This is a genomic window from Micromonospora haikouensis (genome assembly GCF_900091595.1).
GTDB classification, from domain to species: Bacteria; Actinomycetota; Actinomycetes; order Mycobacteriales; family Micromonosporaceae; genus Micromonospora; species Micromonospora haikouensis.
The window spans coordinates 140,140-164,829 of record NZ_FMCW01000008.1 but is presented as its reverse complement, the minus strand read 5'-3'; the positions used below and the strand labels follow the sequence as shown (position 1 = coordinate 164,829).

General features: G+C 75.9%; 23 protein-coding genes and 1 pseudogene. 18 read left to right on the top strand and 6 right to left on the bottom strand.

Annotation, left to right across the window (positions count from 1 at the left end):
- Position 1: 1 nt before the first annotated feature.
- The 3 genes from GA0070558_RS10445 to GA0070558_RS10435 are packed head-to-tail and all read right to left on the bottom strand — an operon-like array spanning position 2 to position 4,215.
- Entirely contained in the window at positions 2–3,478 is a 3,477-nt protein-coding gene (locus tag GA0070558_RS10445) for an ATP-binding protein (RefSeq protein ID WP_091278040.1), read from the bottom strand.
- Positions 3,479–3,527: 49 nt separating this feature from the next.
- Positions 3,528–3,890, bottom strand: a complete 363-nt coding sequence (locus GA0070558_RS10440; RefSeq protein WP_043965000.1) for a hypothetical protein — start codon at positions 3,888–3,890, stop codon at positions 3,528–3,530.
- A 10-nt stretch (positions 3,891–3,900) separates the two neighbouring features.
- Positions 3,901–4,215, bottom strand: a complete 315-nt coding sequence (locus GA0070558_RS10435; protein ID WP_074472268.1) for a hypothetical protein — start codon at positions 4,213–4,215, stop codon at positions 3,901–3,903.
- 354 nt (positions 4,216–4,569) lie between these two features.
- Here GA0070558_RS10435 and folP point away from each other — a divergent pair, with 354 nt between their 5' ends.
- The 7 genes from folP (at position 4,570) to GA0070558_RS10400 (ending at position 9,254) form a co-directional block, all read left to right on the top strand.
- Positions 4,570–5,490: a dihydropteroate synthase gene (gene folP / locus GA0070558_RS10430; RefSeq protein WP_091278038.1), complete on the top strand. Its 921-nt coding sequence runs from the start codon at positions 4,570–4,572 to the stop codon at positions 5,488–5,490.
- A complete protein-coding gene (gene folB, locus GA0070558_RS10425) occupies positions 5,487–5,885 on the top strand; it encodes a dihydroneopterin aldolase (protein WP_091278036.1) in 399 nt (132 codons plus the stop codon). The genes folP and folB overlap by 4 nt, the downstream gene beginning before the upstream one ends.
- Positions 5,882–6,409, top strand: a complete 528-nt coding sequence (folK, locus tag GA0070558_RS10420; protein WP_091278034.1) for a 2-amino-4-hydroxy-6-hydroxymethyldihydropteridine diphosphokinase — start codon at positions 5,882–5,884, stop codon at positions 6,407–6,409. The genes folB and folK overlap by 4 nt, the downstream gene beginning before the upstream one ends.
- A 19-nt stretch (positions 6,410–6,428) precedes the next feature.
- Positions 6,429–6,965 carry a DUF3180 domain-containing protein gene (locus GA0070558_RS10415; protein ID WP_043966390.1) on the top strand — a complete coding sequence of 179 codons (537 nt, stop codon included), beginning with the start codon at positions 6,429–6,431 and terminating at the stop codon, positions 6,963–6,965.
- A 119-nt stretch (positions 6,966–7,084) separates the two neighbouring features.
- Positions 7,085–8,302: an ABC transporter permease subunit gene (locus tag GA0070558_RS10410; protein WP_077938027.1), complete on the top strand. Its 1,218-nt coding sequence runs from the start codon at positions 7,085–7,087 to the stop codon at positions 8,300–8,302.
- 60 nt (positions 8,303–8,362) lie between these two features.
- Positions 8,363–8,671 carry a hypothetical protein gene (locus tag GA0070558_RS10405; protein ID WP_074472273.1) on the top strand — a complete coding sequence of 103 codons (309 nt, stop codon included), beginning with the start codon at positions 8,363–8,365 and terminating at the stop codon, positions 8,669–8,671.
- A gap of 64 nt (positions 8,672–8,735) precedes the next feature.
- Entirely contained in the window at positions 8,736–9,254 is a 519-nt protein-coding gene (locus GA0070558_RS10400) for a hypothetical protein (protein ID WP_091278032.1), read from the top strand.
- Between the two features lie 33 nt (positions 9,255–9,287).
- Here the strand turns inward: GA0070558_RS10400 and GA0070558_RS10395 are convergent, their stop codons facing one another.
- Positions 9,288–10,301: an ABC transporter ATP-binding protein gene (locus tag GA0070558_RS10395; RefSeq protein ID WP_091278030.1), complete on the bottom strand. Its 1,014-nt coding sequence runs from the start codon at positions 10,299–10,301 to the stop codon at positions 9,288–9,290.
- Between the two features lie 2 nt (positions 10,302–10,303).
- Here GA0070558_RS10395 and GA0070558_RS10390 point away from each other — a divergent pair, with 2 nt between their 5' ends.
- The 4 genes from GA0070558_RS10390 (at position 10,304) to GA0070558_RS10375 (ending at position 14,882) form a co-directional block, all read left to right on the top strand.
- Positions 10,304–10,990, top strand: a complete 687-nt coding sequence (locus GA0070558_RS10390) for an ABC transporter permease (RefSeq protein ID WP_091278028.1) — start codon at positions 10,304–10,306, stop codon at positions 10,988–10,990.
- Positions 10,987–11,724 (top strand): ABC transporter permease, encoded by a 738-nt coding sequence (locus GA0070558_RS10385; RefSeq protein ID WP_091278025.1) that lies wholly within the window; start codon positions 10,987–10,989, stop codon positions 11,722–11,724. Before GA0070558_RS10390 ends, GA0070558_RS10385 begins: the two co-directional genes overlap by 4 nt.
- 165 nt (positions 11,725–11,889) lie before the next feature.
- Entirely contained in the window at positions 11,890–12,894 is a 1,005-nt protein-coding gene (locus GA0070558_RS10380; protein WP_091278023.1) for a glycine betaine ABC transporter substrate-binding protein, read from the top strand.
- A gap of 95 nt (positions 12,895–12,989) precedes the next feature.
- Complete coding sequence (locus GA0070558_RS10375) at positions 12,990–14,882, top strand: hypothetical protein (protein WP_141722193.1); 1,893 nt, start codon at positions 12,990–12,992, stop codon at positions 14,880–14,882.
- A 35-nt stretch (positions 14,883–14,917) separates the two neighbouring features.
- Here the strand turns inward: GA0070558_RS10375 and GA0070558_RS10370 are convergent, their stop codons facing one another.
- Positions 14,918–16,087 (bottom strand): NADH-quinone oxidoreductase subunit D, encoded by a 1,170-nt coding sequence (locus tag GA0070558_RS10370; RefSeq protein WP_176734167.1) that lies wholly within the window; start codon positions 16,085–16,087, stop codon positions 14,918–14,920.
- Entirely contained in the window at positions 16,084–17,097 is a 1,014-nt protein-coding gene (locus GA0070558_RS10365; protein WP_091278018.1) for an SAM-dependent methyltransferase, read from the bottom strand. Before GA0070558_RS10365 ends, GA0070558_RS10370 begins: the two co-directional genes overlap by 4 nt.
- A gap of 46 nt (positions 17,098–17,143) precedes the next feature.
- On the opposite strand from GA0070558_RS10365, the gene GA0070558_RS10360 reads away from it, so the two are divergent.
- From GA0070558_RS10360 to nadC, 7 genes and pseudogenes are all read left to right on the top strand, one after another.
- Positions 17,144–18,421 (top strand): phytase, encoded by a 1,278-nt coding sequence (locus tag GA0070558_RS10360; protein WP_091278016.1) that lies wholly within the window; start codon positions 17,144–17,146, stop codon positions 18,419–18,421.
- Between the two features lie 147 nt (positions 18,422–18,568).
- Positions 18,569–19,537, top strand: a complete 969-nt coding sequence (locus GA0070558_RS10355; RefSeq protein WP_091278014.1) for a Rossmann-like and DUF2520 domain-containing protein — start codon at positions 18,569–18,571, stop codon at positions 19,535–19,537.
- Positions 19,534–20,373, top strand: a pseudogene (gene panC / locus GA0070558_RS32775) (pantoate--beta-alanine ligase); the annotation flags it as partial. The gene GA0070558_RS10355 and the pseudogene panC, both read left to right, overlap by 4 nt.
- 45 nt (positions 20,374–20,418) lie before the next feature.
- Positions 20,419–20,844 (top strand): aspartate 1-decarboxylase, encoded by a 426-nt coding sequence (gene panD / locus GA0070558_RS32770; RefSeq protein WP_043965029.1) that lies wholly within the window; start codon positions 20,419–20,421, stop codon positions 20,842–20,844.
- Between the two features lie 157 nt (positions 20,845–21,001).
- Positions 21,002–21,898, top strand: coding sequence for a septum formation family protein (locus GA0070558_RS10345; protein ID WP_091278010.1), 897 nt, complete (start codon positions 21,002–21,004; stop codon positions 21,896–21,898).
- A 111-nt stretch (positions 21,899–22,009) separates the two neighbouring features.
- Positions 22,010–23,707, top strand: coding sequence for an L-aspartate oxidase (locus tag GA0070558_RS10340; protein WP_091278008.1), 1,698 nt, complete (start codon positions 22,010–22,012; stop codon positions 23,705–23,707).
- Positions 23,704–24,651 carry a carboxylating nicotinate-nucleotide diphosphorylase gene (gene nadC / locus GA0070558_RS10335; protein WP_091278006.1) on the top strand — a complete coding sequence of 316 codons (948 nt, stop codon included), beginning with the start codon at positions 23,704–23,706 and terminating at the stop codon, positions 24,649–24,651. Before GA0070558_RS10340 ends, nadC begins: the two co-directional genes overlap by 4 nt.
- The last annotated feature ends 39 nt before the right edge of the window (positions 24,652–24,690 follow it).

Here is a 24,690-nt window from a genome sequence, read left to right as displayed (position 1 = left end):
GTCACGCCTCCAGGTCCGCGATGGTCGGCAGTTGGCCCGCTGCCGCGGCGACCGCGGCGGGGGTGGTGTCCAGGTGGTCCAGCAGCCCGTCGACGTACGACACGTCCACCCGGACCTTCTGCACCCGCCCGTCGACGTCGCGCATGACGAACTCGCGGAAGCCGAGCCGGGTGGCGGAGGTGGCGTCCGCTGTGGAGAGCGAGGCCAGTGTCGCCTCGTACCCGTCGTTGACGGGGACGCGGAGCAGCCGCAGCGCCTCGGAGGCGATCTCGGTGTCCTCGGCGATGCGGCCGACGAACACGGTGGAGACGAGGTTCTGCACGTCGAGGCCGAGGATGTCGCGCGGGTTCTGCGAGGCCACCAGCGCGGCGAGGTTCCATTTGCGGGAGTCGCGGGCGAGGCGCACGAGGAACGACCGGCCGGAGCGCCAGCCCTCCATGAAGTGCGCCTCGTCCAGGCCGACCAGCTTCCTGGAGGACATCGACCCGCCGTAGCAGCGCCGCACCGCGAGCCGGTGGGCGGTGTGCAGCATGGGCAGCGCGAGCGCCTCCTCGGCCGACCAGTACTCGCGTTCGATCTTGAGGTCGGGCAGTCGCAGCCCGGCCATGGTGATCACGGTCAGTGCCGCGTCGGCGCCGAGCAGCCCCTCCGGCGGGCGGCCGAAGAAGAGCATGGCCAGCGGCATCTCGGCGGTGTCGAGCAGCAGGTTCGCCAGTTCCTTGCCGGCGTCGTCGTCGAGTTGACCGAGGCAGGCGACCACGTCGTCCAGCGTGGACGTCTCCTCGGCCGGCACCTGCCGGACCGCGTGCCGGAACAGGGTGGCGGTGGACGCCTCCCGGGCCACCTGCGGCGGCACCAGCATCATGCAGATGTCCTGCACCAGCATGCGCCGCTCGGCGCGGGCGTTGGAGACCGCGATCTCGAACTCCCGGTCGCCGGCCGCACCGGCGCTGAACTCGCTGCGCAGCGGCGTCGGGATGAGCGCGTACGGCGCCAGCGTCCCCTGCTCGGACCCGGTGAGGTTGAGCACCCGCGAGTATGGCCGCAGCTCCGGCATGCTGCACAGCCGGGCCAGCGGGCCGGACGGGTCGAGCAGGGTCACCTGCACCCCGCGCCGGGCGGCGAGGTAGCCCAGCGCGCCGAGCAGGGTCGACTTGCCGCCGCCGGGCTCGGCGACGAAGACCGCGAGCCCGGAGCGTTCCCGCACCTCCATCGGGAAGTGCAGGTCGAGGAAGACCGGCCGGCGGCAGGTGCCGGCGGTACGCCCGATCAGGTCGCCCCGCCGGTCGCCGACGGTGGACGCGGCCTGCGGCAGCGCTGCGGCGAGCAGGTTGACCGGCATCCGCCGGACGTAGCCGGTGTTGGCGATCGGCTCGCCGGGGATGAACTCGCGGGCCAGCCAGTCCTGGTTCTTCGGGTGCTGCAACGACACGCGCAGTTCCCGGGAGTAGAGCTGGATCAGCCGGCGGGCCCGCTCCAGGCACTCCTCGCGGGTGCGGCCGCCGACGGCGATGCGGTGCCAGCCGTGGGCCCGGGCGGAGTCGACCGGCAGACCGGTGGTCATCTCGTCGCCGATGACCAGCGCCCGCTTGGCCAGCCGCTCCAGCTCGGGCGGGGCGTCGATGCCGTGCTCGGCGTAGTCGAGCTGCTGGGAGCGGATCATCCGCAGCCGGTGTTCGAGGTTGCGGAAGGAGTCACCGGAGCCGAGGATGTCGACCCGGGTGGAGATTTCCATCGGCCAGGGCAGCCGCTCGTGGAAGTGCAGCCAGGGCTCGTGCCGCTCGGGGATCTCCAGCGGCTCCATCCGGCCGACGGCGAGCACGGCCACGTGCCGCTCCTCGCCGGTCATCCGGTTGACCAGCTTGACCGTCGACCCGTACGGGGTGCGGTACCGCTCCACCTGCTCGGTGAGGGCGAGCAGGTCGCCGCGTTCCCACCGGCCGTTGGCGACGGGGGAGAGGGCGCCGGGTGGGGCCATGCAGAGCGCCACCGAGCGGTAGAGCAGCCACTCCAGCTCCTGGGCCGTGACCCGCCGGCCGCGCATGCCGAACGCCCCCAGCACCTCGTCGAACTGCTCGACGGTGCGGCCGAGCTTGCGGCGTTCGCCCTCGGCGACGCCGCGGCCGAAGGTGCGCAGGAGCCGTTCGGTGAGGGAGTCGCCGAGGGAGCGCCGGGCGAAGGTCACCCCGAGGTACGTCTGCCCCTCGGCGTGGTTGACGGACAGCAGGTGCCGCTGGGCAGCCACCAGGTGGTCGCCCCAGCCGGTGGTGCCCGGCACGTCCGGCAGCGGGGACGCGGTGTGCGCGTCGATGGTGCGGGCCCACTCGTCGGCCGGGAACGGGCGGGTGGTGCGGCGCAGGTGCAGCCGGAAGCCGGCGAGGCCGGCGTACTGCTCCGAGATCGCGGCGAGCAGGGCCTCCCGCTCGGCGTCGGGCCGGAACGCCCAGCGCACCTCGGGCAGCCAATACCACGCCGTGACGGTGTTGGGGGTGAAGGTCAGGTGGCCGGCGATCTCGGTGATGGCCAGCTCGACCGACGGGTCACGGTCCCCGAACTTGATCTTCGGCGGCTTCACCTGCCGCGCGGGGCGGGCGGGCTTCGCGGGCTTGGCCGGCTTGGCGGGTTTGCCGGCCTGCTCCCGCCGTTCGGCCGTCCGCTGCCGGGGTGCCGTCACCTCGCGGCCGGCCGGGGGCTGCGCCGGCTCCGCCGCCGGGCGTGCCGGTCGGTCCGGTTCCCGGCCCCGGGGCGGGGCCTCGGCGTTGCGCTGGGGCGACGAGAGCGAACCGCGCTGCGGGGCCGGCGTGGCGCCGCGCTGCGGTGCGTGCCCGGCCTCCCGCCGTGCCGACGCCTCGGCGTCCCGCTGCGGGGACCGCTCGGGCTCCCGGCGCACTGGCGGCTCGGGGTCCTGCCAGCCGTACGTCTCGTCGTCGGGGTCGGTGGGCGGCGCGACCGCGACCGGGGGTGGGGGCAGGTCGGGCGCGGGTGCCGGTCGTGCGGCTGGCAGCCGCTCGACGTGCTGCTGGGGGACCCGGGGCCGGCCGTGCGGCGTGGGGGCGGCGGGGGGCCGTTCGGCGGGGGCCGGCGGGATCTCGGCCCGCGCGGGCGGGGCCGCGACGGCCGGCGGCTGGTGCGGGATCGGGGGGTGCTCGCGGGCCGTGGGTCGGGGCGGCGCGGGCAGCGCGGGCCGGGGCACCGGGTGGGCGCCGCCGAAGAGGTCGAGGAACGGCGAGTCGATGTCGGCACTGTCGGCGACCATCGGCGGGCTCGGCTCGGGGCCGGCCGGCGCGGGACGCCCGGGCGTGGGTCGGGGTGCCTGGAAGACGCCGACGCGGCCGTGGCCGGGGGTGGTGGCCAGGGCGGGGTCGAGGGCGACCTCGTCCAGATCCTCGTCCGGAGGGTAGTCGAACGAGCGCGCACGGTTACCGTGCGTGGCCGCGTGACGTCCTGCCGGGGAACCCGGCGTGGAAGAGCGACTCATGCCACCGCCTCATCCGCGTGCTGCTTCGGCCCGATCGGCGTACGCCCGGTCATGCCAGTTCCTCCCGGATCCTGATCCGGCTCGCCACCAGGCGCGGGTCGCGCTGCTCGGCGGCCGACTCCCGGGTGCGCCGCCAGTCGGTCAGCGCGGTGCGGATCACCATGCGCGCGGGCCGGTCGGGGTCGACGTACCGGAAGATGAACGAGGTGCTCACGATGGCGAGCGCGATCTCCCAGGCGGGAAAGAGCTCGACCTGCAACGTGAACAGCCAGTGGATGAACATGTAGAGGGGTACGAGCAGCATGAACACGCCGTACTGGGCATACGGCAGGTGGACGGGCAGGGTGTAGCCGGGCGGCCCGAGGTAGACCAGGCGAGCCCGGTAGATGTCGTCGTCGGTGCGCAGCCGCATCTGCCCGCGCCTATTCGAAGATCAGTTCGATCAGGTAGTCACCGACGAAGAAGAGTGTGGCCGCTCCGGCGATGAAGGCCAGCCCGACGATCGCGATGGCGGAGCTGGTCAGGACCTTGGAGATCTCGCCGCGGCTGGCCCGGCCGATGAAGATGACGCCGAGCACGGCCAGCAGGATCGGCGCGATCTTGCTGGCGAAGAACGTGACGACGCCGTTGGTGTCGATGCCCTTGGGTGCCGGCTCGGCGAGTGGAGTCGACGCCAGGGTGTGGAGCGCGTGGGTGACGCCGGACGACGTCGCCTCCATGAGCTCGATGGCGATCACTGGAACCTCCCCATGTTGCGGCCGGCAAAGCCGCGGCGGTGCGGTAGGCGAGCTTGGCGGGATGGTGCTCACTCTGCGCAGTGTCGGCGACCCTGCGTTCGTCACCCACCACGCGGAGTAGTGAGCTTTGGGGGGATTTTTCCCGCTTCGGCCCTCCCTCCAGGCTTCGCCGTCTCGCTGCTGGGCAATTCCAAAGGGTACGGGCCGCCCCCCTTTGCGACAAGCCGCGAAGAGTCGGCCCGGTACGACCCGGACGACCGATCGTACACTCGTTCTAATTGGCATGTCAGGGGTGTCGCGGGCGGGGTGCACCGGGCTGCCGGAGCCCGCCGCCACGACCGGTACCGTGCAGTCGTGACCGATCTGGTACGGACGCGGACCCCGGTGGTGATGGGCGTCCTCAACGTCACGCCCGACTCCTTCTCCGACGGCGGCCGATACGCCGATCTCGACGCCGCCGTCGCACACGGGGTGCGACTGAAGGGGGAGGGCGCGCACCTGGTCGACGTCGGCGGCGAGTCCACCCGTCCGGGGGCCGACCGGGTGGACGCCGCCACCGAGGCAGCCCGGGTGCTGCCGGTGGTCCGGGAACTGGCCGCCGCCGGCGTCGCGGTCAGCATCGACACCAGCCGGGCCCGGGTGGCCGAGGCCGCCCTCGCGGCCGGGGCGGCGGTGGTCAACGACGTGTCCGGCGGCCTGGCCGACCCGGACATGGCCCGGGTGGTCCGCGACGCCGGCTGCCCCTGGGTGCTCATGCACTGGCGCGGGCACTCGCGCGGCATGAGTGCGCTGGCCCACTACACCGACGTGGTGACCGACGTGCGGGCCGAGCTGGCCGAGCGGGTCGACGCGGCCCTGGCCGCCGGGGTGGCCGCCGACCGCATCGTCATCGACCCCGGGCTCGGCTTCGCCAAGACCGCCGAGCACAACTGGCAGCTCACCGCCCGCCTGCCCGAGCTGCTGGAGCTCGGCCTCCCGCTGCTGTTCGGGGCGAGCCGCAAGTCGTACCTGGGCCGGCTGCTCGCCGCCGCCGACGGCACCCCCCGGCCGACCGCCGGCCGGGAGACCGCCACCGCCGCGACCAGCCTGCTCGCGGTCGCGGCCGGGGCCTGGGGGGTACGCGTGCACGACGTGCTCGGCACCGTCGACGCCCTGGCGGTCTGGCGGGCCAGCGGCAGTCCGCGCCTCGCGCCCGCCCGCGAGGGTGGGCGGGCGGCCGGTGGGGGCCAGCGGGCGACGGCAGGAGTCGGAAGTCCGACGGAGGGGGAACGGTGACCGACCGGATCACGCTGACGGGCCTGCGGGCACACGGCCGGCACGGCGTCTACGACTTCGAGCGGGAGCGGGGGCAGGAGTTCGTCGTCGACGCCGTCCTCGAACTCGACCTCGCGCCCGCCGCCCGTTCCGACGAGGTGACCGACACGGTGCACTACGGGGAGCTGGCCGACCGACTGGTCGCGGTGCTGACCGGCGAGCCGGTGAACCTGATCGAGACGCTCGCCGATCGGCTGCTCGCGATCTGCCTGGCCGACGACCGGGTGACGCGCGCGACGGTGACCGTGCACAAGCCGGAGGCGCCCGTGCCGCACGCCTTCACCGACGTCGCCGTCACCATGTCCAGGACGCGGACCGACCCCCCGGCGACCGCACCGGACGGGGGTGCCGCGTGACCCGCGCCCTGCTCTCCCTCGGCAGCAACCTCGGCGACCGGCCGGCCCACCTGCGCTCGGCGGTGGACTCCCTCGGCGAGGCGGTGCTGCTGGTCTCGGGCGTCTACGAGACCCCGCCGTGGGGCGACGCGGACCAGCCCGCGTACCTCAACGCGGTGGTGCTGGCCGAGGACCCGGCGGCGGCCCCCCGGGACTGGCTGGCGCGGGCCCGGGCCGCCGAGCGGCGCGCCGGCCGCGAGCGCGACCCGGCGCGCCGCTTCGGCCCCCGCACCCTCGACGTCGACGTCGTCGCCGTCTGGGACGACGCCGGCGAGCCGGTGGTCAGCGACGACCCGGAGCTGACCCTCCCGCACCCCCGGGCCCACCTGCGGGCGTTCGTGCTCCGGCCGTGGATCGACATCCAGCCGTACGGGCGGCTGCCTGGGCACGGCTGGCTGACCGACCTGCTCAACGCCGAACCGGTGGCCGGCGACGCCCTGGAACTGAGCCCCCGACCGGATCTGGCGTTAGAGTCGTCGGCATGAGCCAGTGGAGCCGGCCGGCATGACCCAGGCGCAGTCCCGACCGCCGGGCGGGTCGGATCCCGACCGCTCCAGGATGGGCCCCACCCGGATCTCCACCCTGGTCGTCGCCGGCCTGGCCGCCGCGGCGGTGGCCTGGCTGCTGATCAGCACCCTCTACGGCGGCTTCCCGCGGCTGCCCTGGCTGCCGGTGGTCACGCTGGCCGCGTTGGCGGTGCTGGAGGCGTACGCGGCGGTCAACACCCGCAGCCGGATCGAGCGCCGGCCGGGGCGCGACCCGGTCAATCCGCTGCTGGTGGCCCGGTTCGTGGTGCTGGCGAAGGCGTCCGCCCTGGCCGGGGCGATCTTCGCCGGTTGGTGCGCCGGGCTGACCGGGTGGCTCTTCGTCGAGCCCACCCGGGCTGCCGCAGAGGACCGCCCGGCCGCCGGTGCCGGCCTGCTCGCGGCACTCGCCCTGGTGGCCGCCGCGCTGTGGCTGGAGCGGTCCTGCCGGGTGCCGGAGCGGCCCGAGGACGAGCGTGACGCCGACCGGCGGGAGGGCGGCCCGGGTCAGCGCTGAACACGGGGGGTTACGCCCGGAGCGGCGCGCAGGTACCGTGCCTGGCGACCGGAGAGCAACGGCCGCCCCGGTCCGCCCGGGTCGGACCCTGCGGCCGTGACCTGGGGAGGGCACGCGTCATGGGGCACGAGGATCCGGGCCGGCACCACCCCGTGGAGCCCTCGTCGGGCGTGCCCGCGTCGGTGCTGGAGAACGTCTTCGACGACCCGGCCCACGGCGAGCCGGGCCGCGACCGCGTCGCCGTGCACGTCGTCTGGGAACTGCTGCTGGCCGCCGCCCTCGCCGTACTGACCTGGCTGCTGTGGCAGGCGGAGCCGGCCGCGCTGCGTGACGACGGGCTGCGGTCCTTGCTGGTCGACGTGGTGGCGCTGGGGCTGCTCGTGCTGGCGGCCGGGCTGACCCTGCGGACCTCGGCCGTGAACCTGGCGGTCGGCCCGGTGGCGGTCGCCGCCGCCCTGCACGTCGCCGAGCAGGGCGACCGCGGGGTCGAGGTCGCGCTGGGCCACGCCGTGGCGGTGGCCGCCGTCGGCGGGCTGGCCGTGGGGCTCGCCGTGGTGCTGCTGCACGTGCCCGGCTGGGCGGCGAGCCTGGCCGGCGCGGCCGGCGTGGTGGTCTACATCCAGCAGCGCCCCGCGCCGGTGCTGGTGCAGGGCGGGTACGACCCCCGGGACACCGCGTTCTACCTCTTCGCCGGCTTCGCCGCCGTGGCCGTCCTCGGCGGACTGTTCGGGGCCATCCGCCCGGTGCGCCGCCTGGTCGGCCGGTTCCGCCCGGTGGCCGACCCGGCCCGCCGCCGGGGCGGGGTGGCGGCCACCATCGTCGTGTTCGCCTTCGTCCTCTCCACGGTGTTCGCCGCGCTCGCCGGCATCCTGTTCGCCAGCAACGGCGACGGGCCCGTCGTCCCCACCGAAGGGCTGGGCTGGACGACGCTCGCCGTCGGCATCGCGCTGCTCGGCGGCACGAGCGCGTACGGCCGGCGGGGCGCGATCTTCGGCACGCTGCTCGCCGTCAGCCTCGTCGTGGTCCTGCGGGCCTGGCTGGACGCCGAGGGCTGGATCGTGAGCCGGTGGGCGGTCGGCGGGGTGGCCCTCGGCGTCGGGCTGGTGGTCACCCGGCTGGTCGAGACGTACGGGCGGCCCCGGACGGTGGGCGCGGACCCGGAGCCGGTCCCCCGGGGCGACGGCACGATCAGCTCCGGCTGGTCGGTGCCCCGGCCGGCGCCGGTGGGCGACTGGCCCCCGGCCCTGCCCACCCGCACCGACGACACCCCGACCGACCCCTGGGACGCGTCGCGCTGGGACGACCGCCCGCCGCGCTGGGACGCCGGCGACCGCTGACCTGCACGAGTCGGGGGCGGCGGCGCGCCACCGGTGATCTCGCCGGTTAGGCTCGGCGGCATGACCGAGACACCTTCCACCGGCACCGGCGGGCACACGTTCGACGAGTTGGACGCGCTCTCCACGGAGGAGCTGCGGGAGCGGGCGTTCGCGACGGCCCGGGAGCGGCGCGACGTCGGGTTCTTCTGGTCGGTGCTGCGCCACCTGCCGAACGCCGACGAGGCCGCCGCGCTGGACGGCGCGCCGAACTCCGTCGGCCCGACCATCGACGAGGCGGCGGCGCTGTGGCGGGAGCTCACCGGGCACGGCTACGAGGAGTCCGCGCCGCTGCTGCGGGCCAAGTTCATCGACTACCTGATGAAGCACTGACCGGAGCGCGGTCACCGTGGTCCGCAGGTTTGCCCGCCGGGGCGCGCCGGGAACTGGTCGCCTCATGGCCGCCATCAACCGCTCGGGTGTCACCAGCCGGTCGGGCCCCGTCAGCCGGTACGGGACCGCGGCCGGCACCGGCACCCTCGCGGTGCTGCTGCTCGTCGCGGTCTGCGGCAGCCCGCTGTACGTCGGCTGGGCCGAGGACCACACCGACCCCGGGTCGGCCGGCGGCTGGTTCCTGCGGCTGCTGGCCTGGCCGGCGTGGCGGTTCGGCTCCGGCGACTCGGGGCAGGGCGTGCTCGCCACCGACCTGCGCGCCATCCTGCTGGTGGTCCTGGCGGCGGCCCTGCTCTACCTGCTGCCCGCGTCCCAGGTGGCCCGGGTGCAGGGGTCGGTGAGCCAGTTCTTCTCCGGCTGGGGCGCGTACGTGCTGGCCGCCGGCCTGGCTGCGCTGCTGAGCACGCTGCTGGGGCCCGCCCCGTCGCTGCTCGCCGCGTTGCAGGCCGCCGGCACCGGGGCCGGGTACGGCTTCCTCTCCGGCTGGATCATCGGCACGGCGAGCCTCGGCGGCCGGGCCTGACCGCCATCGCGCCGCCCCGCCGCCCCGCCTGACTCAGGCCGCCTCCCGGCCGGCGCCCAGCGCGCGTTCCCGGGTGAGCACGCCGGCCGGCCCGCCGTCGGCGGTCACCAGCACCCGGTCCGCGCCGGAGGTCAGCATCACCGCGAGCGCGTCGTACGCCGAGGTGCCCAGCGCGACCTGCGGCAGCCCGGCCGGGTCGGCGGGGGCCGGCTCCAGCGCCTCCCGGGTGACCGGGGTGACCGCCAGCGCCCGGATGCCCCGGTCCGCGCCGACGAAGTCCCGGACGAACTCGGAGGCGGGCGCGGCGAGCAGGGCCGCCGGGGTGTCGTACTGCTCCAGCCGGCCGCCCTGGGAGAGCACGGCGATCCGGTCGCCGAGCCGGACGGCCTCGTCGAGGTCGTGGGTGACCAGCACGATGGTCTTGCGCACCTCGGCCTGCAGGCGCAGGAACTCCTCCTGCAGCCGGGTCCGCACGATCGGGTCGACCGCCGAGAACGGCTCGTCCATCAGCAGCACCACCGGGTCGGCGGCGAGCGCGCGGGCCACCCCGACCCGCTGCCGCTGCCCGCCGGAGAGCTCGTGCGGGTAGCGCCGGCCGAACCGGCCCGGGTCGAGCCCCACCAGCTCCAGCAGCTCCTCGCTGCGGCGGCGGATCCGGTCGGAGGGCCAGCCGAGCAGCCGGGGGACGGTGCCGACGTTGGCCACGACCGTCTGGTGGGGGAACAGGCCCACGTTCTGGATGACGTACCCGATGCGGCGGCGCAGCGCGACCGGGTCGACGCGGGTCACGTCCTCGTCGCCGAGCAGGATCCGGCCGGCGGTCGGCTCGATCAGCCGGTTGATCATGCGCAGCACGGTCGACTTGCCGCAGCCGGACGGCCCGATCAGCACCACCAGCTCGCCGGCCGGCACCCGCAGGCTCAGCTCGCGGACCGCCTCGGTGCCGTCCGGGTACCGCTTGCCGATGCCCTCCAGCGCGATGGCCGCCGCGGGGGTCCCGGCCGCCTCGGGTCCGGCGCCGCTCCGGGTGTTCGGGGTAACGTCCACGCATGTCCTTCCGCCTGAGCTACCGGGCCGACCCGGGTAACCCGTGGTTCTCCTGGCAGTACGTGCGGGACAACTCTGACACGATCGTCGCCGCGCTGCGCGACCACGCCTCCCTGACCGCCCGGGCCGTGCTGATCGCCGCCCTGGTGGCCCTGCCGCTCGCGGTGGCGGCCCACTGGTTCCGCCCCCTCGCCGGCCCGATCCTCGCGTTCACCGGGGTGCTCTACACGATCCCGTCGCTGGCCCTGTTCGCGTTCCTCGCGCCCTACCTGGGGATCGGGGCGGTGACGGTGCTCAGCGTGGTGGTGCTGTACGCGCTGCTGGTCATCGTCCGCAACACCGTCGCCGGGCTGAGCCAGGTGCCGCCCGAGGTCCGCGAGGCGGCGGAGGGGATGGGGTACGGCCGGTGGGGCCGGCTGCTGCGGATCGAGCTGCCGCTGGCGCTGCCCGGCATCCTCACCGGCCTGCGGCTGGCCACCGTGTCGACCGTGGCGCTGGTGACCGTCGGCGTGGTGGTCGGCCGGGGCGGGCTGGGCCAGCTCATCTTCGCCGGCTTCCAGAACAACTTCTACAAGGCCGAGATCATGACCGGCACGCTGCTCTGCGTCCTGCTCGCCCTGGTGCTGGACCTGGTCCTCGCCGGGCTCGGCCGGGCGGTCACCCCCTGGCTGCGCGGGCGGGCCCGATGAGCAACCCGGTCGGCCAGGCGGTGCTCTGGCTCAACGACCCGCTGAACTGGACCAACCCGGGCGGCATCCTCGACCGGCTCGGCGAGCACCTCGGCATGTCGGCCGCGGCCGTGCTGCTCGGCTGCCTGGTGGCCTGGCCGGTCGGGCTGTGGCTCGGGCACACCGGCCGGGGTGGCGGGCTGGTCGTGCTGGTGTCCAACGTCACTTTGGCGATCCCCACCCTGGCTCTGCTGACCATCCTGCCGCTGACCTTCCTCGGGTTCGGCCGGCCCGCCGTGGTGGTCGCGCTGGCCGTGTTCGCGGTGCCGCCGCTGCTGGCCAACGCGTACACGGGGGTGCGGCAGACCGACCCGGAGGCCCGGGACGCGGCGCGCGGGATGGGGCTGTCGGGCGGGCAGGTGCTGCGCCGGGTGGAGCTGCCGCTGGCGGTGCCGTACCTGGCCGCCGGGTTCCGCACGGCGGCGGTGCAGGTGGTGGCGACGGCCGCGCTGGCCTCGTTCGTCAACGGCGGCGGGCTGGGCCAGATCATCCGGGCCGGCTTCGGCCTGGACATCGCCGCCGGTGGCGGGCAGATCATCGCGGGCGGTCTGCTGGTGGCGGGGCTGGCGATGCTGGTCGAGCTGGTGTTGGCCCTGGTCGAGCGGCTGGTCACCCCGCGCCCGCTGCGTCCGGCGCGGCGGCGGGCCAACCGCCGGGCCGCCGACGCCGTCGCCGTCGCCGTCGCCGGGAGCTGACGGCCCGGGTCACGCTCGGGTGACGATCCGGTGACGAACCTCGCCTCGGGTTGTCGGTCCCGGCGGGCAGGATGTTGGGTGGAAGATCGCGGGCGACGACAGGAGATCGTCCGTCGGACACGCGGCCGGCCCGAGGGCCGCGCCGGGACACGGAAGGCGGGCTTGATGCGCGCACGTACACGGCTGGCCATCGGCGCGGTCGGCGCCCTCGCGGCGGCCGGTTTCCTCACCGGCTGCGGCGACGCCGGCTCCTCCGGCACCGAGGCCCCGCAGCAGGGGGCGTCGGGGGCGGGGTGCGCCCCGGTCGCCGGTGACCAGCTCGTCGTCCTCGCCGACGACAAGAAGCTCCAGAACACCGACAACGTCATCCCGGCGGTCAACGCCAAGGCGGCCACCCCGGAGCTGCTCGCGGCGCTGGACAAGGTCTCGGCCGCGCTGGACACGCCGAAGCTGATCGCGCTCAACAAGGCCGTCGACGTCGACCGCAAGACCAGCAAGGTCGCCGCCGAGGAGTTCGTCACGGCCAACAACGTCACCCAGGGCATCGCCAAGGGGTCGGGCGGCACGATCGTCGTCGGCGCCGGCAACTTCACCGAGAGCCAGACCATCGCCGAGCTGTACCGCGTCGCGCTCACCGCCGCCGGCTACCAGGTCAAGGTGCAGCAGATCGGCAACCGGGAGCTCTACGAGCCGGCCCTGGAGAAGGGCGAGATCCAGGTCGTCCCGGAGTACGCGGCGACCATGGCCGAGTTCCTCAACACGAAGGCGAACGGCAAGGACGCCCAGCCGGTCTCCTCGCCGGAGCTGGACAAGACCGTCGCCGCCCTCAAGGCCGCCGGCGAGAAGGCCGGCATCGCCTTCGGCACGCCGTCCGCCGCCCAGGACCAGAACGCGTTCGCCGTCACCAAGGCGTTCGCCGACAAGTACGGGGTGGGCACGCTGTCCGACCTGGCGGCGAAGTGCTCCGGCAGCGCGACCGTGCTGGCCGGCCCGCCGGAGTGCCCGCAGCGCCCGAAGTGCCAGGCGGGCCTGGTGGAGGTCTACGACTTCAAGGCCGGCTCGTTCAGCTCGCTGGACGCGGGTGGCCCGCAGACCAAGAACGCCCTGAAGACGGGGAGCGCCAGCGTCGGCCTCGTCTTCTCGTCCGACGGGGCGCTCGCGGCCAGCTGACCCGCCCACCGGGTCGCCGGTGTCCCCACCGGGCCCGGCGACCGGTGCTGGCAGGGCGTTCCCAGTAGGCGGAACTCTCGGTAGGCTGCACATCCATGCCCGCCCCGGTTGCCGCCACCGACAGGCGTGATCCCCGACTGCTGTCCGTGCTGTTCTGGATCGGCGTGGCGCTGGCCCCCGTCGCGGCGCTGATCCTGCTGGTCGCCGACGGCAACGGCCCGCTGCGGTTCGCCGCCGTGCTGGCGATCCTCGCCGTGGTGCTGATCGGCCTGTCGATCGCGCTGCGCGCCGACGGCGAGGGCGGGCACGGCGAGGCCGAGGAGCTGCGGGACGAGATCGACCAGCTGCGCCGGGAGTTGCGTGGCGAGATCGTGGCTGCCGCCCAGCGCGGCAACCAGGCGCTCGACGCGTCCCAGCGGGCCCAGGAACAGGTCGGCGCGCTGCGTCGCCGGCTGGACGCCGCGGCGGCCGGGATCGCCGCCGACCCCGAGCCGCCGGTTGTGCAGTCGGCGGGCACGCAGCCGGCGGGAGCGGGCCGGGCCCGGGTCGCGCCCGCCGAGACGTACGCCGACGCCGGCCCGCCCGGCGACGCCGAGGCGGCCCCCGTGGCCCCGCTCCGTGCGCCCGCCCGCCCGGACGACGCGTCCCCCGGCCACCGCCCCCGGCCCACCCCACGTCACGGCGCGGACGGCCCGCCCCGACCGGGCGTCTACGGCGGCGACCGTCCGGCCCAGCCGGGTGTCTACGGCGGCGACCGTCCCGCCCAGCCGGGCGTCTACGGCGCGTCGGCCCGCCCGGCCGAGCCGGGCATCCGGGCGCCGCAGCCGGCCACCCCCGACCCCGCGCCGGCCCCCGCCCCGGCCCCGCGCCCGGTCGGCATGGTCCGGCACACGGAGACCGTGCACGTCACCACCCGGCACACCGTCGTCGACGGGCCGGATCCGGCAACGGGCGGCTACGGCGGCTATGGCGGCGAGCGCTGGTCCCCGGCTCCCGGAGGCTACGGCGACGGGTGGTCCCCGGCTGCGGACGACCGGTGGTCACCGCCTACCCCGGAGCGGTCGTGGGCCGGCGGCCAACGACCGGCGACCGGCGAACCGGAGGGCCGGTCGTGGGCCGGGCACGCCGACCCGGCCGCCCACGTGCGGGGTGCCGACGCCCACCGGGACCCTGCCCCGGTCGACCCGGAGCCGTTCGACGACCGCGCCTGGGCGCGGCAGCAACCCTCCCGGGACGAGCCGGCCCACGCCCCCCGCCCCCAGGCTTGGGGCGTGCCCGTGCAGCCGGAGGCGCGGGGCGGCTACGACGGTGTGCCGGCCGGCGGCGGCGCGGCGGGTCGGTACGAGGCGGACCGCGCCCCCGCGTACCCGCCCGCGCCCGCCGCCTCCGGTCAGTGGTCCGAGGCGGCGGCCGGCGACCGGTGGGCGGAGGTACGCGACGACGACCGGGGCCGGGAGGTCCGGGTGGGTGAGCGTCGGGCCGCGGCGCACGCCGACGCGACCGGCAGCGGATACCGGGTGGAGGACCGCTGGGCGGCGGTCCGCCACGGCGACCCCCACCCGGAGGGCGGCCCGGCGGACCGCTGGTGGGACGCCGCCGCTGCCGGACCGGGGACCGACCGGTCCGGCGGTTGGCCGGACGCGGACCGCAGCGGCGCGGGCCCGGACGGTCGGCCCGGCCGCGCGGAGCCGGGCAGCGGCACGGACTGGGACCGCGGGACGTGGTCCGAGCCGGCCTCTCCGGCGCTGCCGGCGGGCGGCGTGCCGGTGCCGGCGCAGTGGCGTCCGCCGGCCCCACGCGAGGCACCGTCGGCGGAGCAGTGGGGCGCGGCGGAGCAGTGGGGCGCGGCGGAGCAGTGGGGCGCGGCGGAACCCGAGCCGGCCCGGCCCAGCCGGCACCAGCGCGCCGACGGGCAGCGGTACGGCTACCCGCCCCGCGACGAGACGCCCCGCGCCGGCGCTGCCCGCCCGGCCGACCACTGGCGCTGACCGGCGGCACGGGCCGGTCAGGACCGGGAAACCCGTTACTTGTCGATGTCTCCCACCACGAAGAACATCGAGCCGAGGATCGCGATCAGGTCCGGCACCAGGCACCCGGGCAGCAGGGTGGCCAGCGCCTGCACGTTCGCGTACGACGCGGTGCGCAGCTTCAGCCGCCACGGCGTCTTCTCGCCCCGCGACACCAGGTAGTAGCCGTTGATGCCGAGCGGGTTCTCCGTCCACGCGTACGTGTGCCCCTCGGGGGCCTTCACCACCTTCGGCAGCCGGGTGTTCACCGGCCCGGTGAGCCGGTCCACCCGCTCCAGGCACTGCTCGGCGAGGTCGAGCGAGACGTACACCTGGTCGAGCAGCACCTCGAACCGGGCGTGGCAGTCCCCGGCGGTCTTCGTCACCACCGGCACGTCGAGCTGGTCGTAGGCCAGGTACGGCTCGTCGCGGCGCAGGTCCAGGTCGAGCCCGGAGGCGCGGGCGACGGGCCCGGACGCGCCGAACGCGGCGGCGTCGGCGGCCGACAGCACGCCCACCCCGACGGTGCGGGCCAGGAAGATCTCGTTGCGCCGGATCAGGTTGTCCAGGTCCGGCAGGCGGCGGCGCACCTCGCCGATGGCGGCGCGGGCCCGGCCGGTCCAGCCCGCCGGCACCTCCTCCTTGAGCCCACCGACCCGGTTGAACATGTAGTGGATGCGGCCGCCGGAGACCTCCTCCATGACCGCCTGGATGGTCTCCCGCTCCCGGAACGCGTAGAAGACCGGGGTGATCGCGCCGATCTCCAGCGGGTAGGACCCGAGGAACATCAGGTGGTTGAGCACCCGGTTCAGCTCGGCCAGGGCCATCCGCAGCCAGGTGGCCCGCTCGGGCACCTCCATGCCCATGAGCCGCTCGACGGCGAGCACCACGCCCAGCTCGTTGGAGAACGCCGACAGCCAGTCGTGCCGGTTGGCGAGCACGATGATCTGCCGGTAGTCGCGCACCTCGAACAGCTTCTCCGCGCCCCGGTGCATGTACCCGACGATCGGCTCGGCGGCGACCACCCGTTCCCCGTCGAGGACCAGTTTGAGCCGCAGCACGCCGTGCGTGGAGGGGTGCTGCGGGCCGATGTTGAGCACCATGTCGGTGCCGAGCTGCTCCCCGCCGGCCCCGGTGCCGACGGTCAGCTCGCGCAGGTCACCGGTGTCCGTGGTCATGCCCGTCATCGTGCCATGAGCGCATCGACGGCGACGCCGACCGGCTGGAGCAGCCACCAGTGCCCGCCGAGCCCGGCCGGGTCGGTCAGCTCGGCCACCGCCGACGCGGCGGCGAGCGCCCGCACGTACCCGGCCGGGTCGGTGCCGGCCAGGCTCAGCGGCGGTCGCCCGCCGTCGGCCCCGAGCGCGAGCAGCGCCTCCCGCTGAGACACCAGGGTGTACGCGCACCCGGCGGCCCGCTCCCCGGCGGCGGCGACGGAGTCCATGGCCACGTGGGCGGTGACGTCGCACGACCCGTCCGGCACCGGTGGCACCTGCCGCCCGCCCCGGTATCCGGTCAGCGTCCCGCCCACCGGCCGCGCCTGACGCAGGTGCCCGTAGTCCACGCCCAGCGCCACCCCCCGCCGCAGGCACCCCACCACCCCGGCCCAGGCCAGATCCCGCCCCCGCCCCACCTCCACCCGCCCCCCGGGGCCGGAGGTGGGGTGCCAGCGGGTCAGCCAGGTGTGGTCCTCTGTGGTCAGTGGGGGGCCGGGGGTCTCCTCGCCCGTGCTCGGGTTCACCAACACGTAGCGCCAGCCGGTTTCGGTGGGGACGGCCACGTCGACGGGGACGTTGTCCAGCCATTCGGTGGCCAACAGCAGGCCGGTGATTCCCGTCGGGGTCTCGGTCGTCCAGTCGATGGCCGGAGGCAGGTCCGGCGGGCGGGGGGCCAGTTCCACGGCCGTGAGGCGGAGGCGGCTGCTGAGGGACCCGGCCGCCTCGTCGGCCAGGGTGGCCAGGGCACGCAGCAGCTCGCCCCGGCCGGCGCCCACGTCCACGATGTCGAACGGCGTGGGGAGACCGAGGGCGGCGTCGAGCCGCGTGACGAGCCGGAACACCGCGGCCGCGAACGCCGGGGAGGCGTGCGCGCTCGTGCGGAAGTGACCGGCCGGGCCCGCCCCGGCGACGAAGAAGCCCGCCGGCCCGTACAGGGCCCGGTCCATCGCGTCCCGCCAGCGCAGCGCCGTGGAGTTCATCCCGCGTTCAGGGTCCGTCACCGTGCCGACCCTACGGTCTGCGGGCATGAGACGAATCGCGATCCCCGCGCTGGTGGCCGTACCGCTGCTGCTGGCCGCCTCCGGTGCCGCCGCCGCCCCCACCCGGGACGACGCGCCGCGCGCGGTGCGGGCGGTGGCCGAGACCCCCAGCCTGTACGACGACAAAGCCGGCGGCGACGCCGACGCCGACGACCCGGCGATCTGGGTGCACCCGACCGACCGGGCCGGCAGCCTGGTGATCGCCACCGCCAAGAACGGCGGCCTGCGGGTCTACGACCTGGCCGCCCGCGAGCGGCAGGCGATCGCCACCCCGCCCGCCCCGGGCCCGGACGACGAGTCCGGCCGGTTCAACAACGTCGACCTGGTGGCCGGGTTCCGGCTCGGCGGGCAGCGGGTCGACCTGGCGGTGGTCACCGACCGGGGGCGCGACCAGCTCCGGTTCTACCGCATCGACCCGGCCACCCGGCTGCTCACCGACGTGACCGCGCCGGGCGTGCCGTTCGCGTTCAGCCGGGACCAGGGCGAGGTCGACGAGCAGCGCACCGCGTACGGGCTGGGCACCTACGTCGACCCCGCCGGGGCCGCGTACGCGGTGGTGAGCCGGCGCAGCACCCCGGAGGTGGGGGTGTTCCGGCTGGTCGAGCGCGCCGGGCGGATCACCTACCGGCCGGTGGACCGGCTGACGCTGCCGTCGGCGTTCACCCTGCCCGACGGCACCGCCTGGTCGCCGTGCACCGACCCGGGCGACGGCCCGCAGGTGGAGGGGACCGTGGTGGACCCGGACACCGGCGTGGTGCACCTGGCGCAGGAGAAGGTGGGCCTGTGGCGGACCCGGCTCGCGGGCGGCCGGTTCGCCGGGACGCCGAAGCTGGTCGAGCGGGTCCGCGAGTACGGCGTGCCGGCCGCGTTCGACCCGGCGGAGGACGACTGCGTGACCGACTACCCGGCCGATCCCGGGTTCGGCGGCCGGATCGCGCAGGACGTGGAAGGGCTGACGATCTACCGGACGGGCCGCCTGACCGGCACCCTGGTCGTTTCCGCGCAGGGCGACGACACGTTCCACACGTACGACCGGCGCACCGGCCGCCCGACGGGCCGCTTCGCGGTGGTCGACGGCGCGGTGGACGGCTCGCAGGAGTGCGACGGCGCGGCGGTGACCGCCACCCCGCTGCCGGGTTTCCCCGGCGGGCTGCTGGTGGTGCACGACGGCCGGAACACCCCGGACACCCCCGGCGGGGACGGCGAGGCACGCCCGGACACCGACTTCAAGTTCGTCGACGCCGGCTTCCTGGGCGGCCGGTGACCGTGGCCGGGCCGGGCCGCCGTGGCACCCTGCGGCGGCCCGGCCCGCGTCGGCGGTGAAGGTTTTCACACCTTCTTGTTGCGACCTCTTCACCGCGGCGCATACTTGCCATCGACCGGTACCCCCTTCGAGGACTGGATCGTTGCCATGAGCGCACCGCTGCGCCCGCGTCCGGCTGCCCCCGCGCGGGCCGCCGCACCCTCGGGCGGCGCCACACTCTCCTTTCCCCGCGTGCTGACCGTCGGCGTGCTCGGCGCCGGCCGGGTCGGTGCCGTGCTGGGCGCGGCGCTCGCCGCCGCCGGGCACCGGGTGGTCGCCGCCTCCGGCGTCTCCGGGGCGACCAAGGCCCGCATCGCCCTGCTGCTGCCCGACGCCGCCAACCGTTCCGCCACCTCCGTGGCGCACGCCGCGACCGACCTGCTGCTGGTCGCCGTGCCCGACGACGAGCTCGCGGCGGTGGTGGCCGGCCTCGCCGAGACCGGGGCGCTGCACCCCGGCCAGGTGGTCGCGCACACCTCGGGCGCGCACGGGCTGGGCGTCCTCGCCCCCGCCGCCGCCGTCGGGGCCCGCCCGCTGGCCCTGCACCCGGCGATGACCTTCACCGGTACGCCCGACGACCTCGGCCGGCTCGCCGGCATCTCGTACGGCGTGACCGCGCCGGCCGAGCTGCGCCCGCTGGCCGCCCGGCTGGTGGCCGACCTCGGCGGGGTGCCCGAGTGGGTGGGGGAGGCCGACCGGCCGCTCTACCACGCGGCGCTGGCGCACGGCGCCAACCACCTGGTGACCCTGGTCAACGAGGCGGCCGACCGGCTGCGCGACGCCGGGGTGGGCCAGCCGGAGAAGGTGCTCGCCCCGCTGCTGCGGGCGGCGCTGGAGAACGCCCTGAGCCTCGGCGACGACGCGCTGACCGGCCCGGTGTCCCGGGGCGACGCCGGCACCGTACGCCGACACCTGGAGCGGCTGGCGTCGACCGCGCCCGACTCGGTCGCGGCCTACCTGGCCCTGGCCCGGCGCACGGCGGACCGGGCCATCGCGTCGGGCCGGCTGCGCCCGGCGGACGCCGCGCCGCTGCTCGACGTGCTCGGCGGGACCCGACGAGAGGTGAGGCACGCATGACGGAGCTGGTGCGGACCCGCGCGGAGCTGGCGAAGGCGCGCGCCGCCCTGACCGGCACCGTCGGCGTGGTGATGACCATGGGCGCGCTGCACGCCGGCCACGAGACGCTGCTGCGCGCCGCCCGGGAGCGGGCCGACCACGTGCTGGTGACGATCTTCGTGAACCCGCTCCAGTTCGGGCCGAACGAGGACTTCGACCGCTACCCGCGCACCCTGGAGGCGGACCTGGAGGTCTGCCGGCGGGCCGGTGCCGACGTGGTCTTCGCGCCGGACCGGGGCGAGGTGTATCCGGACGGCGAGCCCCTGGTGCGGGTGGACCCGGGGCGGCTCGCCGCCGACCTGGAGGGCCTGAGCCGGCCCGGCTTCTTCCACGGGGTGCTGACCGTGGTGCTGAAGCTGTTCCAGCTGACCCGCCCCGACCTGGCGTTCTTCGGCGAGAAGGACTACCAGCAGCTCACCCTGGTGCGGCGGATGGCCCGGGACTTCGACGTGCCCGTCGAGGTGGTCGGCGTGCCGACCGTGCGGGAGCCGGACGGGCTGGCCCTGTCCAGCCGCAACCGCTACCTCTCGCCCGCGCAGCGGGAGGCCGCGCTGACCCTGTCCGCCGCGCTGCGGGCCGGCGCGGCGGCCGCCGACCGGGGCGAGCCCGGCGGCGAGGTGCTGGCGGCCGTGCACCGGGCGCTGGGCGACGGCCCGCCCGGGGTCGAGGTCGACTACGTGGCGCTCACCGACGCCGACCTGGAACCCGGGCCGCCCCCGGGGCCGGCCCGGCTGCTGATCGCGGCCAAGGTCGGCACCACCCGCCTGATCGACAACGTGGCGATCCGGCTCGCCCCCCCGACCCTGACCCGTCCTCCCGCCCGCGAAAGGCAAGGCACCCCGATGTTCCGCACCATGCTCAAGTCGAAGATCCACCGGGCCACGGTGACCCAGGCCGACCTGCACTACGTGGGCTCGGTGACCGTGGACGAGGACCTGCTCGACGCGGCCGACCTGCTCCCCGGCGAGCAGGTGGCGATCGTGGACGTCACCAACGGCGCCCGGCTGGAGACGTACGTGATCCCCGGCGAGCGGGGCAGCGGCGTGATCGGCATCAACGGCGCCGCCGCCCACCTCGTGCACCCGGGCGACCTGGTCATCCTGATCTCGTACGGGCAGTTCGACGACGCCGAGGCGCGGGCGTACCGGCCCCGGGTGGTGCACGTCGACGCCGCCAACCGGGTGGTCGAGCTGGGGGCCGACCCGGCCGCGGCGGCCCCGGGCACCGCCGGCGACCCGGTCCCGAGCCCGCTGGCCGTCGTCGGCTGACCTGGGCCGCCCGGCCGGATCCCCGCCGCCCGCGCCGCCGGGCGTCCGGGTCGACCCCCGCGGTCGACGCGGATGTCTGCCCGTACGCGGTATGTCACCGATGGTCATCCCTGGATACTCTTGGGTCCCGTCGCGAGCTGGTGGTTGGGGAGGCCCGATGCGTCGTGCGTTGACGAGCGTGTGCGCCGCCCTGGTGACGGCGGTCGTGCTGGCCGGCTGTGGGGGCCCGGCGGGCCTCGACGGCGACCTCACCGACGACTGGGCCGCCCCGGGGCCGGCGGGCCCGTTCACCCCGGCCGCCGAGGTCTGCCAGGTCGCCGACTTCGTCGACGTGCTGCCCCTGTCGGCGTACGCGCCGGTCGACTGCGCGCTCCCGCACCGGGTGGAGACCGTGCACGTCGGCGCGTTCCCGGCCGAGCGTCCCGCCCCGCCCGGCAGCGGCTCGCCCGAGCTGCGCGCCCCGTTCGCCGACTGCGACACGAAGGCCACCGCGTACGTGGGGGACGACTGGCGGGCCGGCCGGCTCCGGCTGGCCGTGGCGGTGCCGTCGAAGACGGGCTGGACGTCCGGGGCCCGCTGGTACCGCTGCGACCTGACCGAGGTCAGCACCGCAGAGGCGGGCGCGACGCCGGTCACCCGCACCGGCAGCCTGCGGGATGCCCTGAAGGGGCCCTCCCCGCTGCGGCTGGGCTGCCAGCGTAGCGAGAACGTCGGGCGGCGCGGCGCGCAGGTGCTGAAGCCGGTCGAGTGCGCCACCCGGCACGACGCCGAGTTCGTCGGGGTGTGGAAGGCGCCGGACAAGCCGTACCCGGCCCGGGACGCCGACTGGCTTCCCTTCTACACCGGCTGCCGCACCGTCCTGGCCCGGTACGTGGGGGTGCCGGACGACGACGACCTGCGCTACCGCAGCGGCCTGGTGGTGCGCCCGCCGAGCGCGGGGCGCTGGCGGGTCGGCGACCGGGGGGTCCGCTGCTACCTGTGGCTCAGCGACCGCACGGTGACCGCCTCCCTGAAGGGCGCGGGCCCGGCCGGCCTCCCGGTCCGGACGAAGTGACCGCCGCCCCGCCCGACCCGGACGCAGGGCACGCCGGCGGCCCGGGGTAGCCCAAACCACTCGTCCCGCCCCCGCCGCCCGAGGTGAACGGCGTTCGGGTTGACTGTGCTCATGGACCTACCGACCGTCGACCTGCCCGTCCTGCCGACGCTGCTGGCCGCGCCCGCGCCCGGTTGGGTGGAGACCACCGACGTGATCGTGGTCGGCTCCGGGGTGGCCGGGCTGACCGCCGCGCTGCACCTGCGCGAGGCCGGCCTGCACGTCACCGTGGTCACCAAGGTCAACATTGACGACGGCTCGACCCGCTGGGCCCAGGGCGGCATCGCCGCCGTGCTCGACCCGGCGGACACCCCGTCCGCGCACGCCTTCGACACCGAGGTCGCCGGGGTGGGGCTGTGCGATCCCGCCGCCGTGCGGGTGCTGGTGGAGGAGGGGCCGACCCGGCTGCGGGAGCTGATGCGCATCGGCGCGGAGTTCGACCGCCACCCCGACGGCTCGCTCATGCTCACCCGGGAGGGCGGGCACCGGGCCGACCGGATCGTGCACGCCGGCGGGGACGCCACCGGCGCGGAGGTGCAGCGGGCCCTGCACGCGGCGGTCCGCCGCGACCCGTGGATCCGGCTGGTCGAGCACGCCCTCGTGCTCGACCTGCTGCGCGCCCCCGGCGACGGGCCCGGCGGGCTCGGCCCGGTCTGCGGGATCACCCTGCACGTGCTCGGCGAGGGCAGCGAGGACGGCGTCGGCGCGCTGCTGGCCCGCGCGGTGGTGCTCGCCACCGGCGGGATGGGGCAGGTCTTCTCCGCCACCACCAATCCGGCCGTCTCCACCGGCGACGGCGTGGCGCTGGCCATGCGGGCCGGCGCGGCGGTCACCGACGTGGAGTTCGTCCAGTTCCACCCCACGGCGCTGATCACCCCGGCCGGCGCCGGCGTGCCGGGGGCCGGCCGGGCGCAGCAGCCGCTGGTCTCCGAGGCGCTGCGCGGCGAGGGCGCGCACCTCGTCGACGGCGACGGCAAGCGGTTCATGGTCGGCCAGCACGAGCTGGCGGAGCTGGCCCCCCGGGACGTGGTGGCCAAGGGCATCCACCGGGTCATGCTGGCCACCGGCGCCGACCACGTCTACCTCGACGCCCGACACCTCGGCGGCGACTTCCTGGCCGGGCGCTTCCCGACCATCGTCGCCTCCTGCCTGGCCATCGGCGTCGACCCGGCCACCGACCTGATCCCGGTCGCCCCGGCCGCCCACTACGCCTCGGGCGGCGTCCGCACGGACCTGCGCGGCCGCACCTCCATCCCCGGCCTGTACGCCTGCGGCGAGGTGGCCTGCACGGGCGTGCACGGCGCGAACCGGCTGGCCAGCAACTCGCTGCTGGAGGGGCTGGTGTTCTCCCGCCGGATCGCCGAGGACATCGCCGCCGGCCTGCCCGAGCAGGCCCGGCCCGCCGAGGGCGGCGCGTGGGCCGGCGGGGGCGGCTGGGTGGTGCCCGCCGAGGGGACGTCCGCGCTGCAGCGGGCGATGACCCGGGGCGCCGGTGTGCTGCGTTCGGCGGGCACGCTCGCCGCCACGGCCACGGAGCTGGGCGAGCTGGGTTCCGGCCGGGGCACCCCGCGCACCGCCGACTGGGAGGCCACGAACCTGATCACGGTGGCGTCGGCGCTGGTCGCCGCCGCGTACGCCCGCCAGGAGACCCGGGGTTGCCACTGGCGGGAGGACCACCCGACGGCGGACGAGCGGTGGCGGGGCCACCTGGTCGCCGAGGTCGGGGCGCAGGGCAGGCTGACGTCTCGCTGGGAGGCTGGAGAGCGATGAGGGACACGACGGAGCAGGCGCTGCGGGCGACCGGGCTGGATCCGGCCGAGGTACGGCGGGTGCTCGTCACCGCGTTCGCCGAGGACCTCGGCCCGGACTTCCTCGACGTCACCAGCGTCGCCACGATCCCGGCGACCCAGACCGACACGGCCGACCTGGTCGCCCGCGCCGACGGGGTGGTCGCGGGGCTGGCCGTGGCGGCCGCCGCGTTCGAGCTGGCCGCCGAGGTGACCGGCTTCCCGGCCGGGCCGGCTGCCGGCGCGAAGGCGGGCGGTGGCCGTACCGTCGAGGTGTCGGTCGTGGCCCACGACGGGCAGCGGGTGTCGCGCGGCGACGTGCTGGCCACGGTGGCCGGGCCGACCCGGCTGCTGCTCACCGCCGAGCGCACGGCGCTCAACCTGCTCTGCCGGATGTCCGGGGTGGCCACCCACACCCGGGCCTGGGCGGACGCGCTGGCCGGCACGAAGGCGACGGTGCTGGACACCCGCAAGACGACCCCGGGCCTGCGGGCGCTGGAGAAGTACGCGGTGCGGGCCGGCGGCGGCACCAACAAGCGGATGGGCCTGTACGACGTCGCCATGATCAAGGACAACCACAAGTTCGCGGCCGGCGGCGTCGCGGCGGCCTACCGCCGGGTCCGGGAGGTCTTCCCCGGCGTGGCGGTGCAGGTGGAGGTGGACACCCTCGCCGAGGCGCTGGAGGCCGTCGAGGCGGGTGCCGACTTCCTGCTGCTGGACAACATGACCCCGGCGACGCTGCGCGAGGTGGTGGCCGCGGTGGGGGACCGGGCGGAGCTGGAGGCGACCGGCGGGCTGACCCTCGACGTCGTGGCGGAGTACGGGGCGACCGGCGTGGACTACCTCTCGGTCGGCGCGCTGACGCACTCCTCGCCGATCCTGGACGTCGCGCTGGACCTGCGGGACCCCGCTCCACGCGGCGTCTAGGCCGTTGGGCCCGCCCGTACGAGACAGGCCCCCGGTGTT